The sequence below is a fragment of the Exiguobacterium aestuarii genome, assembly GCF_020171655.1.
Taxonomy (GTDB): Bacteria; Bacillota; Bacilli; order Exiguobacteriales; family Exiguobacteriaceae; genus Exiguobacterium; species Exiguobacterium aestuarii_A.
Map to the genome: position 1 here is coordinate 1,793,470 of NZ_JAIVAC010000001.1, position 14,915 is coordinate 1,808,384.

General features: G+C 48.0%; 17 protein-coding genes. 3 read left to right on the top strand and 14 right to left on the bottom strand.

What is annotated here, in order from left to right:
- Positions 1 to 17: 17 nt before the first annotated feature.
- The 6 genes from LCM29_RS09310 to LCM29_RS09335 all read right to left on the bottom strand — a co-directional run bounded on the left by LCM29_RS09310 (position 18) and on the right by LCM29_RS09335 (position 2,805).
- Positions 18 to 551, bottom strand: coding sequence for a F0F1 ATP synthase subunit delta (locus tag LCM29_RS09310; RefSeq protein WP_074035886.1), 534 nt, complete (start codon positions 549 to 551; stop codon positions 18 to 20).
- Entirely contained in the window at positions 551 to 1,078 is a 528-nt protein-coding gene (gene atpF / locus LCM29_RS09315) for a F0F1 ATP synthase subunit B (protein ID WP_214816483.1), read from the bottom strand. The genes LCM29_RS09310 and atpF overlap by 1 nt, the downstream gene beginning before the upstream one ends.
- A 71-nt stretch (positions 1,079 to 1,149) precedes the next feature.
- The gene (gene atpE, locus LCM29_RS09320; protein ID WP_012727360.1) at positions 1,150 to 1,371 is read right to left on the bottom strand and encodes a F0F1 ATP synthase subunit C; all 222 of its coding nucleotides are present in this window, start codon (positions 1,369 to 1,371) and stop codon (positions 1,150 to 1,152) included.
- A 65-nt stretch (positions 1,372 to 1,436) separates the two neighbouring features.
- Positions 1,437 to 2,174, bottom strand: coding sequence for a F0F1 ATP synthase subunit A (gene atpB / locus LCM29_RS09325; protein ID WP_074035878.1), 738 nt, complete (start codon positions 2,172 to 2,174; stop codon positions 1,437 to 1,439).
- A complete protein-coding gene (locus LCM29_RS09330) occupies positions 2,174 to 2,581 on the bottom strand; it encodes an ATP synthase subunit I (protein ID WP_224862273.1) in 408 nt (135 codons plus the stop codon). The genes atpB and LCM29_RS09330 overlap by 1 nt, the downstream gene beginning before the upstream one ends.
- Positions 2,578 to 2,805, bottom strand: coding sequence for a hypothetical protein (locus tag LCM29_RS09335; protein ID WP_026825087.1), 228 nt, complete (start codon positions 2,803 to 2,805; stop codon positions 2,578 to 2,580). The genes LCM29_RS09330 and LCM29_RS09335 overlap by 4 nt, the downstream gene beginning before the upstream one ends.
- 893 nt (positions 2,806 to 3,698) lie before the next feature.
- Here LCM29_RS09335 and LCM29_RS09340 point away from each other — a divergent pair.
- Both LCM29_RS09340 and LCM29_RS09345 read left to right on the top strand, forming a co-directional pair.
- On the top strand, positions 3,699 to 4,829 hold the full coding sequence (locus LCM29_RS09340; RefSeq protein WP_214744558.1) for an ABC transporter ATP-binding protein: 1,131 nt from the start codon (positions 3,699 to 3,701) through the stop codon (positions 4,827 to 4,829).
- Positions 4,826 to 6,415: a glycine betaine ABC transporter substrate-binding protein gene (locus LCM29_RS09345; RefSeq protein ID WP_214744560.1), complete on the top strand. Its 1,590-nt coding sequence runs from the start codon at positions 4,826 to 4,828 to the stop codon at positions 6,413 to 6,415. The genes LCM29_RS09340 and LCM29_RS09345 overlap by 4 nt, the downstream gene beginning before the upstream one ends.
- Before the next feature lie 85 nt (positions 6,416 to 6,500).
- Here the strand turns inward: LCM29_RS09345 and upp are convergent, their stop codons facing one another.
- The 8 genes from upp to glyA form a co-directional block, all read right to left on the bottom strand.
- Positions 6,501 to 7,130 carry a uracil phosphoribosyltransferase gene (upp, locus tag LCM29_RS09350; protein ID WP_074035874.1) on the bottom strand — a complete coding sequence of 210 codons (630 nt, stop codon included), beginning with the start codon at positions 7,128 to 7,130 and terminating at the stop codon, positions 6,501 to 6,503.
- Between the two features lie 112 nt (positions 7,131 to 7,242).
- A complete protein-coding gene (locus LCM29_RS09355) occupies positions 7,243 to 8,442 on the bottom strand; it encodes a hypothetical protein (RefSeq protein ID WP_224862275.1) in 1,200 nt (399 codons plus the stop codon).
- A gap of 191 nt (positions 8,443 to 8,633) precedes the next feature.
- Complete coding sequence (locus tag LCM29_RS09360) at positions 8,634 to 9,329, bottom strand: hypothetical protein (RefSeq protein ID WP_224862277.1); 696 nt, start codon at positions 9,327 to 9,329, stop codon at positions 8,634 to 8,636.
- Positions 9,330 to 9,437: 108 nt separating this feature from the next.
- Positions 9,438 to 10,673, bottom strand: coding sequence for a sensor histidine kinase (locus tag LCM29_RS09365; RefSeq protein ID WP_224862279.1), 1,236 nt, complete (start codon positions 10,671 to 10,673; stop codon positions 9,438 to 9,440).
- A gap of 2 nt (positions 10,674 to 10,675) precedes the next feature.
- A complete protein-coding gene (locus tag LCM29_RS09370) occupies positions 10,676 to 11,353 on the bottom strand; it encodes a response regulator transcription factor (protein ID WP_214744568.1) in 678 nt (225 codons plus the stop codon).
- A 65-nt stretch (positions 11,354 to 11,418) separates the two neighbouring features.
- The gene (locus LCM29_RS09375) at positions 11,419 to 11,667 is read right to left on the bottom strand and encodes a hypothetical protein (RefSeq protein WP_224862281.1); all 249 of its coding nucleotides are present in this window, start codon (positions 11,665 to 11,667) and stop codon (positions 11,419 to 11,421) included.
- Between the two features lie 99 nt (positions 11,668 to 11,766).
- A complete protein-coding gene (locus LCM29_RS09380; RefSeq protein WP_224862283.1) occupies positions 11,767 to 12,711 on the bottom strand; it encodes a hypothetical protein in 945 nt (314 codons plus the stop codon).
- Between the two features lie 4 nt (positions 12,712 to 12,715).
- Positions 12,716 to 13,969: a serine hydroxymethyltransferase gene (glyA, locus tag LCM29_RS09385; protein ID WP_224862285.1), complete on the bottom strand. Its 1,254-nt coding sequence runs from the start codon at positions 13,967 to 13,969 to the stop codon at positions 12,716 to 12,718.
- A gap of 128 nt (positions 13,970 to 14,097) precedes the next feature.
- On the opposite strand from glyA, the gene LCM29_RS09390 reads away from it, so the two are divergent.
- Entirely contained in the window at positions 14,098 to 14,883 is a 786-nt protein-coding gene (locus LCM29_RS09390; RefSeq protein WP_224862287.1) for an alpha/beta hydrolase, read from the top strand.
- Positions 14,884 to 14,915: the final 32 nt, after the last annotated feature.

Genomic DNA, 14,915 nt, shown 5'->3' on the forward strand with positions numbered 1-14,915 from the left:
GAATTCACCCCTATTTCTTACGCATTCAACAATTCACGCTCGAGGCGTGTCAATTTCGTTTCGATCGTATCATCGTACGTCGTGTATCCGACTTGGACACGGAGTCCACCGATGACTTCTTCATCGACGACGTTCTTCAATTGGAGCGTCTTCCCGAGCTTCTGTCCGAAGACGAGTTCGACGTCTTTCAAGTCTGTTGCCGACAACGGGTAGGCGCTTGTGACAATACCCTCTGCAATCCCACGATAGTCGTTGATGTAGTCGCGGACGTAACGTGGCAATGCGCGAACCTCTGCCGCACGGTCGTTTTCGACCATGACGAGAAGTGTGTTCACGACAATCGCCGTCATATCACCAAAGCTGTCTTTTAAAAGCTGTGCAAGCTCGCTGTCACTGACTGCTGGATTCGTTAAGAGATCCATGAGTTCAGGAGTCGCGTGGAGCACTTCATCGAGCAGACGCACTTCCGCTTCGACTTGGTCGAGCGTGCCTTGTTCCCGTGCTAAGTCGAAGAGCGCTTTGGCATAGCGTTTTGCTAGTGATGCGTTCATCAGTTCGCACCTTTCGCTTTAGACAGGAAGTCTGTGACGAGGGCACGTTGTTTCGCTTCATCGCCTTTAAGGTCTGATTGAAGGACGTGGCGTGCTGCCGAAAGCGCCTGTGTGACGACTTCCGTTTGAAGGGATTGTTTCGCAAGCTCGCGCTCACGCTCAATCGCTTTCTCTGCCTCGTTTTTAATTTGTTCAGCTTCCAAACGCGCCTGCTCCACCAAGCGTGCTTGTTCTGCTTCTGCTTGTCGACGGCTTGCGTCGAGCATTTCTTTCGACTCTGTACGTGCCGCACTGAGTGCATCACGTTGTTCGACGACATAGTTTTCCGCATCTTTGCGGCTCTTTTCAGCGAGTTCAATCTCATTCGCTACATACTCTTCACGCTGTCTCATCATTCCAAGGAGTGGTCCCCAAGCAAATTTCTTCAACAGGGCCAAGAGTACGAGGAATGTGAAAATTGTAAAGATCATATCTAGGATGCGGAGGCCTTCGCCGCCGCCACCAGCTGCAATCATCATCGTATCCATGCATACCCTCCTCTTGACTAAATAAGTGAGGGAGACGTGCTCCCTCTCATGCTATTCTCGTTAACTCGGAATCAAGAGTTGAGGAGAAGGAAACCGACAGCCACACCGATGATCGGGAGGGCCTCAACCAAACCGATACCGATGAACATTGTTTGACGAAGTTCGTTTTTGAGTTCTGGTTGACGTGCTTGTCCTTGTACTGTTCCGTATACGATCAAACCGTTACCGATACCAGCTGCGAGTGCTCCAAGACCGATAACAAGTGCTGTTGCGAGAAGATTAAGTTGTTCCATTGTGTATATTCCTCCTAAAAGTTAAGTAAATAAGTTGTTTGTAACGCTTTGGCGAGATGTCCGAATCAATGTTCGGCCGAAGCTTTGTGCCCGATGTACACCATTGCAAGCGTCAGGAAAATGTAGGATTGGATAACCCCGATAAAGATTGAGAAACCTTGCCATAGAATCATTGGGAAGACCGCAAAGATTGCGCCGAGCGGGTTGAGTGCTCCTTCGGCTGTAATCGCGAGTCCCAAGATGATGGTAATCATGATTTCACCGGCAAAAATGTTACCGTATAGACGCAAACCGAGCGTCAATGTGTTCGCAAACTCCTCGATCAACTTGATCGGAAGCAAGAACCAGACTGGTTTTACGAATTCCGCCGAATAGTGCTTGAATCCGTGTAGCTTCACCCCGTAGTAATGCGACATTGCAACGACGAGTGTCGACAACGCCAAGGTTACGTAAGGATCGGCCGTCGGTGAGTTGAACCACAGATAGTGTCCGGAAATGACGTTAAACGGTAGACCCATCAAGTTTGAGAAGAGAATGAACAAAATCAACGTCATCCCAAATCCGATAAAGCGTCCTCCTGTCTTCCAGTCCATCGCACTAGCGATGATTCCACGCACGAACTCCGCGAAGAATTCCATGAAGTTTTGTTTGCCAGTCGGCTTCATAGCCAAACGTCTTGTTCCCCAGATGGCGAATACGAAGACGAGTAACGCTGCTATTAGCACTGTAATGACGTTCGTCCAGCTCCCGTATAACGTATAGTCCCCAAAGTGCAGAGAATATGTGGGAAACTCATGACCCATTAATATTCACCTCTTTTCCTGCTGAGCTGGGCAAGTGTGAACTCGCCAAATTGTATAATGTGGCCGGCGATTAGACCAGTTACCACCGCGATGACGGACACCCGATCCTCATAGAAAAGACCGACTATCACTGCTAACGCACCGACCGCCATTCTTGAAACGGTCCCGTGCGACTTTGGTCGTCGTCCATGCTCGATGACGTCATACATGCGAATGACGCTTCGATTCTGCATATGTAGAATGATGAGACTTCCGACTCCACCGATGAATAGCCCGAGAAATACAGCTTTATACACCGGGATGATGAATGCGCCGATGAGCAAAATCGCAAACCAGACGGTAAACCATTTCGTATAACGCTTCATCAGTTCTTTCTGTGCTTTTCTGTCTGCTTGAATCGTATTCATTCGTCCTCTCCTGTCAATAAACTCCGAAGGGTGAGAACTAGCGCCGTAATCCCGAACACGAGTCCGAGGATGATCGACACATTCCAACCAAACGTGCCCCAAAATTCACGTCTTTCGCCGTACTGTCCGACGAGATAACCGATGACGATCGGTCCAGCAAGTGCTGTTGAAATTTGTGAAGCGAGCGAGGCATAGGATAGGTAACGATTGTCTTTTTTCGCCATCCTGGTCCCCCTTTCACGCACGATGCGCTTCTCTCTTCTTCACGGATTCACACTCGCGTGACCATCAAAAGTCACACAAGTTCAGAGTAATAGAAATGGCATAAGAAGTCAATGAATTTCACAATTATAAAAGCGCTTTAAATCAAGTCGTATCAATAGTTTTACGCACTTCATAAAGTAAACGAATGATGCACTTTTTAAAGAAAGTGTGAAGAAACGTTGAAATAAAAATGTTGACTTTATAACATTTCACAAAAGGAATCAGATGAAGAATAGTTCAGTTATACCCCCACGTTTTGGAAATTTCAATCGGTAAACGTTTACGTTCACAAAGAGTTACGAAACGGTCGTTGACTTCATTTTGAAATCGTTTTCACCGCCCTGTTTTAGTATAACGATAGTCATTTCGCGCTGTCGAGGGGTTCTCGCCAATTTTCCGTGACGTCTCTCACACCCATTCTTTTTAACGTTTAATGTCAGGAAATCCCTTTAAATCAACCTTAAACGATAGGATATACCCTAATTAATCACTCTAACGTTCATATAAGCTTCCTTTATATTTGTGTCGATTTTGTGACTCCTCTCTAAAATGAACTCACTACATCATCGACTGAAAGACGACTGCTCATTTTTTAGCTCGAGTAGATCAAGCATTTTGTCAATAGCGATGCGATGTGTTCGTTCAAACAGTCATCATTCGACCCCAGGTTCGCCATAGATTTCACACACACGATTCATCTCTTATAAGCGACGTTATCACCAATCAAAACAAGGGAACTATAATCCCCGATTTAGATAAGAAGTAAACGCTTTTTCAAAAAGAAATGTTTACAGTTCATTGACATGGGGCATATATGATTATGTGAAAATAATTATTTGAAAAGGGTGAATGTATGATTGAGTTTAAAAACGTCAAAAAGTCGTTTAAGCAAACGACCGTTTTAAAAGAAATGAATCTCACCATCAACAAAGGTGAGCTCGTCGTGTTTATCGGCCCGTCTGGTTGCGGTAAAACAACCTCTCTAAAAATGATTAATCGCTTGATTGAGCCGACAGAAGGAACGATTATCGTCAATGGCCAGGATACTCGGAAGATGGACCCAATCAAGTTGCGTCGTCAAATGGGATATGTCATTCAACAAACCGGTCTCTTCCCTCACATGACGATTCGCGAAAACATTCAATTGATTGCGAGTCTAGGAGGGCAAGCTGAACAAGAAATGGATGCTCGAACCGAGCACCTACTAAAGATGGTTGGACTTGACCCGGACCAATTCATCGATCGATATCCGAGTGAATTGAGCGGCGGTCAGCAACAACGAATCGGATTCGCCCGCGCTTTAATGAACGATCCTGAGGTCATTTTGATGGATGAGCCGTTCAGCGCGCTCGACCCCGTCACGCGAAACGATTTGCAAGAAGAACTTTTTAACTTACAAGAAGAAGTGAAGAAGACGATTGTATTCGTCACCCATGATATGGATGAAGCGATCAAACTGGCCGATCGCATTTGTATCATGCGCGACGGCGAAATCGTTCAATTCGATACACCAGAACAGATTTTGCGTCATCCAAAAGATGCATATGTCGAATCGTTCATCGGTAAAAATCGAATTTGGAGCAGTCCAGAATACATTAAGGCAAAAGATATTATGATTGTCGATCCTGTTTCCATCAGCGGAAAACGGACGGTCCTTCAAGCAATTGAAATCATGCGCTCGCGTAAAGTCGATAGCTTGTTGATCACCGACCGTGACCGAAAGCTCCAAGGATTGATTAAGTTGAAAGATATCAATGCAAATATCGATCAGACAAAACGACTCGAAGAAGTCATGAATCGCGAATACGCGTACGTCTCCATCGATGATTCCCTTCTCGATATATTAGACGTGATGAATACGAGCGACCAAGGTTACTTGCCCGTCGTCGAAGGCCCGACACTACATGGCCTCATTACACGAAGCAGCTTACTATCCGTCCTCAGTGAACAATTTACACAAGACCATGAGGAGGAACCTGTATGAATGCCATCCAAAGCTTTTTTGATTACTTCACAAACAATACAAGCCAAATCGGAACGCTATTACTCGAACATCTCCAACTAACGGTGTTCGCCGTCTCTCTTGCCGTCCTTCTCGGTGTGCCGCTCGGGATTTTGATTTTACGTATACCCCGACTTGCCAAACCGACTCTCGGATTGACGAGTGTCGTCCAGGCAGTCCCAAGTTTGGCCCTTCTTGGTTTCTTGATTCCGTTTATCGGAATTGGATCGACGCCTGCGATTATCATGGTCGTATTGTACTCGCTTTTACCGATTGTCAAAAACACGTATACCGGTCTTTCAAGCATCCCTGGCGATACGCTCGAATCAGCGAAAGGGATCGGCTTAACGAACCGACAAATTTTAAGTAAAATTCAACTACCCCTTGCCTTACCGATTATTATGGCAGGGATTCGAATCTCAGCGGTCACGGCTGTCGGATTGATGACGATTTCCGCATTCGTTGGTGCCGGCGGTTTAGGATATCTCGTCTTCGCCGGGATTCAAACGGTCGACAACAATCAAATCTTGGCCGGCGCGATTCCAGCCGGATTACTTGCGCTTCTCATCGACTTCATCGTCAGCCGAATCGAATATAAAGTCGCTCCGAACGGAATCGTCTTAGCGGATGGTCGAATGAAGAAGAAAAAACGTAGCACGGCCAAAAAGGTCGTCAAACCCGCTTTTGTCATCTCGACCGCGTTAGTCTTATTGCTCGCGGGATCGATTTATGCCTTCACACGAGACGATGATACGATTGTCGTCGGATCAAAAAACTTTACCGAACAATTGATTCTCGGGAACATGGTTGCCGATTTGATTGAAGATCGGACTGACCTTGATGTCAAACGGCAACTGAACCTAGGGGGCACACAAGTCGCATTCAGCGCTCTCCGGACAGGTGAGATTGATACGTACGTTGAATACACAGGAACGCTGTCGGTCGACGTCTTGAAACAAGAAGTCGATAACGACCCGGATGCCGTATACGAGAATGTCAAAGATCAAATCAATGAGCGTTTCGGGATTCAGACACTCGACCCGATTGGATTCAACAACACGTATGCGATTGCGGTAAAAAAAGAAGATGTCGAAAAGTATGACCTGAAGACGGTATCTGACTTAGCGGAAGTGAGCGACACGCTCGTCTTCGGTCCAACGATTGAATTCTCGAACCGAGAAGACGGTTACCTTGGATTAAAAGAAACCTATCCGTTCAACTTCCAAGACGTGAAACCGGTCGACGGCGGACTTCGTTATACAGCACTTATGAATAATGAAAGCAATGCCATCGATAGTTTCTCGACAGATGGTTTATTGAAGCGTTTTGACTTGACGGTCCTTGAGGACGATCAACAATTTTTCCCACCGTACTATGCTGTCCCAATCGTCAGCAACGAGACGTTACAAGAACACCCTGAGCTCGAAGGCGTCTTGAATACGCTAAGCGGTAAAATCACGGATGAAGTCATGCAAGAATTGAACTACCTTGCCGATGTCGAAAAACAGCGTCCTGAAAAAGTCGCGCGTGACTTCTTGATCGAAGAAGGATTGATTGAAACAAACTAAAAAGAGCAGCCTTCGCGGTCGCTCTTCTGTACATCTAAAAGAAACGGACATCTCCCGCGAGATGTCCGTTTTACATATGAGTTATTTATTTTGTACCAAACAAACGGTCACCCGCATCCCCAAGTCCAGGAACGATATAACCGTGATCATTTAATTTTTCATCGAGTGCTGCGAGATAAATCTCGACATCCGGATGTTCTGCTTGCACACGTTCTACGCCTTCTGGTGCTGCACACAGACAAGCCAACTTGATTGACTTCGCTCCGTGTTTTTTAAGAGCCGCGATGGCATCAGCAGCTGAACCGCCCGTTGCGAGCATCGGGTCGACGACGATGAAGTCGCGTTCCGTCACGTCTGTCGGGAGCTTCAAGTAGTATTCGTGTGGCTCAAGTGTTTCCGGATCGCGATAGAGACCGATGTGGCCGACTTTTACGTTCGGCATCATTTTGAGGAACCCATCCACCATACCAAGTCCTGCACGTAAAATAGGGACGATTCCCAATTTCTTGCCGGCAATCATCTTTTGAGTGGAAACAGAGACCGGTGTCTCAATTTCTACATCTGTTAGGGGTAGGCTGCGCGTGATTTCGTATGCCATAAGTGAAGAAACTTCGTCGACGAGTTCACGGAACTGCTTCGTCCCCGTCTCTACTTTTCGCATAATCGTCATTTTGTGCTGAATCAAAGGATGGTCATAAACATGTACTTTTCCCATCTTGTTTCACTCCTCTCTCATTCTCTCTCGAGCATTGTACCCTAACTCTGTTGAGATGGGTAGAGCCAACTTCTATTTTATCAGAGGTCAGACGCCCTGAACGTTAATTGACCTAGAAATAATCGTTCGCAGGAAGTTCGTAAGACCGTGACGTCTTTTGGTCGATTAAATAGAGCTCGGTTTCCGTCTTCCATACATCAAACGACTGTTTCGTCAATTCTCTATATAAATGTAATTGCCCTATGTTGACAGCATTCGTCGGCTTCTCGCGCATTTGGACGTGAGACAATTCATCAAACAGTTCTTGAGTTTTTGGTCCATCTAACCAGACCGTATCTCGACTTGATTCAAAGACAGCGAGTTGCATGTCCTCATCCGCTGGTCGTGACGACATCTTGCTCGGAACAGGTCGGCGGACGTGCCCCCAGATTTCAAGGACGGTACCGTACGTTTTCGAGAGTGCGAGTGAGGTTTGTTCAGACACGTCCTCCTCGATCGGTTGTTCCGAGAGGATGATTCGTTTCATCAGTTCTCGATGGTTTCCTTCGAGCGAGAGTTCTTCTTCTTTGGCATCGACCTTCATGTACGGCGCTTCGTACATACTCGGAAGAACGAGTTGTCTAAGCGAAGGGGTCTTCCCGATTTGTAGAGCGACTCGATTGTCTGCCCGTCTCGTCAAAAAGACATAGCCTTCGTTTTCTCCACTTTGAAACGGAAACAGTTTCGGTTCGACAATCGGGTCAAGCGTACGGCCGTTCCGAATGGTCTCGAACGTCACATAAATTGCTCCTGTGTCAGGAGTCGTGTAACGGAATGCAGAATCTAGGATAACCGTTTCATGTGCATCGTTCACCTTAAACGCACTCGTAATTTCTTTCATGTTCTCGACGCGTTCAAATTCAATCGTCGAGACGACCTCGGATTCGACGAATCGTTCCTTGTCGAGTGCTTCAAACTCTGCAATCGGTTCGATTGCAAACGTCCGCTCCATCAATTGGTTACTGTTAGCACAAGTGAGATATCGCTCTTCTCCCGCAGCAAAATACTTCACATTTTTATAGCCGAGTGCTTCATAAAGGGGATGACGGAATGTCACTTCCGCCACTTTTGCTCTTCGTTTCGGTAAGACATCGGTCGGACGCTTCTCGCAATATGTAAGCATCTTTTCTTTTGTTTGTTCGGTTAATGCCACCTCGGGCTCTTGTTCGACTCGATAAGATGACAAGGGACGTAGTTCAATCGCGTTCAACGTCTCGGCACCACACCCACTCAACAAGATACAACTGAGTAAGATTCCCCAGTACGTCCGCATTGATGTTCCCCCTCATTCCCAATTAGGTGAAAACCACCTAAATTTTTCTTGTACATCATAACATATAACCTATTTTTGTGATGATTTCAGAATTATTACGTTTCTGATGATTGGGTAGAAGCTTTTGACTGCATATACATCTACCAAAAAAGAACCAACCTCTTGAGAGATCAGTTCTTTCGATTCTTTGATTAATCATTCTCACGTTCATCTTCAGAAGAGTCATCTTGTGATGAATCGTCCTGTGAAGAATCCTCTTGCTCATATTGGTCATCATCGGATTCATTGTCCACTTCGATGACTGCTTGATCACGATTCAATTCAAGTTTGACAAGATCTCCGACCCGAGGTGTGTCCTCATCGATTTCAGATCGTGCAGCGAGCGGATACGTCTTATCTTTTCCATCGATGTTGATTGTGACTTCTTGATCTGTGAGTTTGACGAGTGTGCCAGAAATGTATGCATCGTCATCTCCGCTCTCACGGTCCACTTCTTTCACTTCATCGTTTCGATTCAATTCGAGTTTTACTCGGTCGCCAACTTGCGGTGTATCGTCGTCAATCTCATGTGTCTGTGCTAAGCGGTACGTCGATTCTTTTCCATTGAAGCTAATCGTGACATCCTCTTTTGTCAGACTGACAAGCGTCCCGTATAGTTCATAGTCATCTTCTACTCGTGAAGATGATGAGTCGTCGGATGCGTTGGCGCTTGAGTCCTCTGCTGACGCAGAATCATCCGATTGATCTTGTGCTGAGTCGTCACTCGCTTGATTGATCGCTTGCGGGACGATGACCGTGTCCGTCTGATTCCCGCTCACATAAAACCCAATCCCTACAATTGCCATGACGCCAAGTAAAGCTCCGATGATCCAGCCGATGCGTTTCATGTTCATTTCCTCCTCGTTGTGTGTTCTTCTTATTTTCATCATAAGCCTCGTGTGTGAGAGAGCATTTAAGGCTTCATTAGAAGTTGATGAGAAAATGCGAAATGTTCATCATCGAGTGAGGAAAAATACACTGCCATCAGGATCATTCGGTTCGCTTCCAATCGTCCAGCCGTTCACATCTGCGACTTCCTTCGCAATCGCAAGACCAAGTCCACTGCCGCTACGGTCTCGTGCCTCATCCAATCGATAAAACCGGTCGAACAGACGAGCTCTTATCTCATCTGACAAGACAGGTCCCCTATCGCGCACTTCGATTCGATTGTCTGTCAGGTGAAGGTTCGTCTCTTTTGCATATTTCAAACTATTATCGATCAAAATGACAAGAATGCGTTGTAACGATTCACGATGGCCATACCAGCTACCGTTCGCATCGATGGGAAGGTGTACGCCGTGCGACCTTAAAAATCGTTCTATTAACATGTCGCCAAGCTCAGCTAAATCGATGTCTTCTCGGTCGACCTCTTCAAGCGCAACGAAGCGATTTAATTCCAACATCGGTTCAATCAAGTCGTTTCGCATCTGTCGCGACTCCGTCAAAATATGATCGATGGCCTCGGCGCGGACACTCTCGTCCTCTTGTCCCCAGCGCTGCAATAATTTTGCGTAGCCTTCGATGACGGTCAGCGGTGTTTTTAGTTCATGTGAAACATCGGCGACGAAACGACGCTGTTGGTCCATCGTCCCTTCGACCCGTTCAATCATATGGTTGAATCCGTTTGAAAGGAGTGTCACTTCGTCCTTTCGGTCATCGACCTCAATCGTTTCTAATTTGCCCGATTCGGTAATCCGTTCCATCGTCTCCGTCAATCGCCGTAACGGCGACAGCCCTTGGCGTAAAATCCACCATGTACCGAGGAACGTCAAGAGGACGGCTAGAAAAAACATGACGAGAAAAATTGTCGCCAACGCTTGAATCGTGTCACTCACCGCTCGGTCTTGAAACCCGAATGCCAGCCCATCCGTCGTGGCGACGACGAACCAGTCATCGATGAGTGCGGGTTCTCCGTAATTGATGGGAAATGTCGTCCCGTCCGGCACTTCCCCACCGATGATTCCCCACTCCCCGTTTTCTTGACGCTCTAGGACGACACTGTCCTTGTGAAGGGACAGCACGGCATCGCTGTTTCGGACGTCTTCTTCTAATAAGTTTAACGCTTGTAGTAACACGTCAAAACGTGAATCGACAATCTCTTGCCTCGCGACGAACCATGTCACGCCAAACGAGACGAGAAGGAGCAGCAACATGAACCCGGTCATCGCCCAGGCGATTTTTGTACGTAACATGCTCACTCACCACGCTTCAACATATACCCGACACCACGGACGGTTTGAATCCAAGACCCGGTCAGTTTCTTTCGGACATAACGGACATATACGTCCACGACGTTCGTATCACCGAAGTAATCAAATCCCCACACATGTTCGACGAGTTGATCACGGGTCAAGACGCGCTCGGGGTTCTCTAAAAAGAAGACCAACAAGTCAAACTCACGCCGCGTCAAATCGATTTTATTTCCCTCGCAATACACTTCATGTCGATTCACATCGACCTTGAGTGTCTCATAGGTCAGGACATGCTCGGAATGGTCCTGCCGAACGAGCTGGCGCATGCGCAAAAACGCTCGGATTCGAGCGAGCACTTCTTCGATTTCAAACGGTTTTGTGATGTAGTCATCGGCACCTAGGTCGAGTCCACTCACTTTGTCATAGCGGTCTCCCCGAGCCGTCACCATGAGAACGGGTAGCAGCGGTCGTTCTTCTTTTAATCGACGGACCACCTCGAGTCCACTCATTTGAGGCAACATGATATCGAGTAAGACGAGGTCAATCTCGTCGGCGACGGCCCGCTCTAAACCACTACGCCCATCTGTCGCCACGACGACTTCATACCCTGCATGTTTCAACTCTAGTTCCAGTAACCGCGCAATCTTCGAATCATCTTCTACGACCAGAATCGTCTGCATCCTGCTCACTCCTTTGAAAAAACGCCGAGCGGACCGCTCGACGTATTGGTATTCATTTCCCGAAATCAATCCTCAAAAAACAGACGGACGCCTTCCGGGATTGCTGATTCCACTTGTCGTTCGAGACGGTCTTCCCATTGGTCCCACGTCTCATCGACTTGCTCGATTCGCTGCTCGATGCCCGTTGCCGCGAGCGACAGTTGCGTGAGGCTTGATTGCCCCGGTGTCGTAAAGAACAAGAAACCGGCAAGTCCGATTCCCATCAGGCCGATTGCCAATAAACTAGTCCCAATCATTTTCATTAAACGTTTCATTCGTGCATCCCTCCTACTTGCATCATACGATGCGAAAACGAGAAATCGAGGTGGAGTTCATTAAAATTTCATGAGAAAAGGCGTTGCTTGCGCAACACCTCACTCGTCGAGCACGGATTTCGCAATCGGCGCCCAATACGTTCCTTTCATTTCTGACACGGTCGTCAGCGTATCCCGATAAGCCGGATCGTCCGCTTTTTTCTCGGCAATCCCTTTCATCCATAGGACATCTGCCTTGTACCCAGACTCAGGATAGGAATCGAGATAAGCCGCGTAATCCGCGATTTTCGCTTTTCCTAACTTATTGTCGACAAGGAGTCGATAAAATCCAACCGCCTGCTCTTGACCTGCTTTCGCTTTCCCGTCGAGCAACTGTTCAGCTTGCTCGTACTGTTTGTCTTGTACGAGCGCTTCGACCTCCGCTAACGGCACGACGTCAGTCGCTTGATCCGGCTTCTCTTCCACTGAATCACTTGGTGCTTCTTCTTGACCTTGGAGCTGTTCATTTTCCTTCTCAAGTCGAGCGACTTCCGCTTCTAGTTCCTTCAAGCGCTCCGCCATCGCCTCTTCCTCGGTCACCGTCTCGACGACGACTTGATCGGTCTCGCTTGGCGGGACAATCGGAGGTTCGGTATCTGGCCAAAACACGAGCGCAGCGGCAGCAAGCCCCACGACGAGCGGAAGACCGAGCCATTTCTTATCAAACTTGAACGCCAGTCGCCACTCGGCTAAATCTGAATGCTGGATGACGGCCGGAGAAAACGAACGAAAGCGGCGCTTGGCCGCTTTTTTCCCGTTCGCCTTCACTTCTAGCGCAAGACCTAGTCGATGGAACGCAGCGGGCACTTTCATCCCGAGGAGCGGTACGATTCGTTCGCTCGCTTCTTCGTAATAGCCATGGTCGAGGAGCGTCGTGATGACCCCGAACTCACTGGCGACAAGACGGAAAGATGGGTCGTGTTCCCCCTTACGAGCCAACCATTCCGTCATATCGAACAATGGGAGTTCGGATAGCTCTCGTTCTGCGAGTGTCCGGATGTCCATTGACTCAGCCTCGTTCTGGGTAAAGTGGGAACTTCGCAGTTAACGTACGCACGTCTTGAAGTGCTTCTGCGAGTACCGACTCATCTTCATATTGTTTGAGTACACGACCGATTAGGCGTGCCACTTCTTGCATATCGTCCTCTTTGAAGCCACGTGTCGTCATCGCTGCCGTACCGAGACGGATTCCGCTTGTGACGAACGGTGATGCTGGATCGAATGGGATCGTGTTTTTGTTGACCGTGATTCCTGCAGCGTCGAGCGCATGCTCCGCCGCTTTCCCTGTGATGTCGATTCCTTGAAGGTCGACGAGTAAGAGGTGGTTGTCCGTTCCGCCCGATACGATTCGGAGCCCCTCTTCTTCAAGACCAGCCGCAAGTGCCTGTGCATTGGCGATGACTTGACGTTGATACTCTTTGAATTCTGGTTGGAGTGCCTCTCCGAACGCGACTGCTTTCGCTGCGATGACGTGCATGAGCGGTCCACCTTGAATTCCTGGGAAGATGGATTTGTCGATTGCTTTCGCAAACTCTTCTTTACAAAGAATCATACCGCCACGTGGTCCACGAAGTGTCTTGTGCGTCGTCGTCGTGACGAAATCCGCATGCTCGACTGGGTTCGGGTGAAGACCTGCTGCCACGAGTCCAGCGATGTGCGCCATATCGACCATGAGGTACGCATCGACACTGTCTGCAATCTCACGGAACTTCGCGAAGTCGATTGTACGTGGGTAAGCCGATGCACCCGCGACAATCAATTTCGGTTTATGTTCTTTCGCGAGCGCTGCGACGACGTCATAGTCGATGTGTTCTGTCTCTTTGTCTACACCGTATTCGACGAAGTTATACTGCACTCCCGAGAAGTTGACCGGGCTACCGTGCGTCAAGTGACCACCGTGTGATAGGTTCATCCCGAGCACCGTGTCTCCTGCTTCAAGCACTGTGAAATAAACTGCCATGTTCGCTTGTGCACCAGAGTGTGGTTGTACGTTCGCATGTTCTGCACCGAACAATGCTTTCGCACGGTCACGCGCCAAGTTTTCAGCGACGTCGACAAACTCACAGCCACCATAATAACGGCGTCCTGGATATCCTTCGGCATATTTGTTCGTCAATACGCCTCCTTGCGCTTCCATGACTGCTTCTGAAACAAAGTTTTCTGAAGCGATGAGTTCGATGTTGTCGCGTTGACGACCGAGTTCGTGTTGCATTGCCTCAAACAATTCTGCATCCTGCACTTTTAACTTCGTCGTGTTTACCATGTGAAGACCCCCTCTAAATGTCTAAAAATCAACACCCCCATCGTACCACACGCTTGTTTTTTTGGGTATCGCTATAATCTGACGAAAAGTTGGGTATCATTTAGAGAGAATGCAAAGGAGGTCACTTCATGATTGAGACAAAAGAAATCACGATTACACCGTTCGAACGCACCCGGACGGTTCGGGTGTATACACCTGCCGACTATGAGACATCGGAAAAACGGTATCCCGTTCTCTATATGCATGACGGGCAAAACTGTTTCGCCGACGAGGAGGCAAGCTACAACATGAGCTGGCGCGTTGGTGAATATTTAGACGCCTCGAAACGTGACTTGATCGTCGTCGCACTCGATAGCGCACCTGGGGAAAAACGACTCGATGAGTACGGACCATGGGAAAACCCATATATCGGGGACAGCCTGCTCGGACGCGACATCGTCCTCGGCGGAGAAGGATCGGCGTATATCGAATATATCGCTCAAGAATTGAAACCAAAAATCGATGCCGACTACCGGACCATTCCGGAAGAAACGGCGATGATGGGAAGCTCGATGGGTGGACTCATCTCGGTCTACGCAGCGTGTGTGTATCCTGAAATCTTTAAGCGTGTCGCTTCTTTATCGTCTGCCTTTTGGTTCAATCAAACCGAGCTGGAGCAATTGATTGAGGCGAGTGACTTAAAAGGTGTAGAACGTCTCTATTTAGATGTCGGTGCCAAAGAAGTCGAAGAACCGATGGAGAACGGACCGACGAACGAGATGTACCGTGAGTCGAGCGAACGGGTGTACAACCTGTTAAAAGACAAGGTCGAACACATCCGTTTCGAAGTGATTGAAGAGGGTGTTCATAACGAACTTGCTTGGCGCGAGCGTTTCCCGATGGTCGTGTCGTATTTATTCGGCGAAGAATTATAAACCTGAGGTGAGTGTCCATCGTTGACACTTGC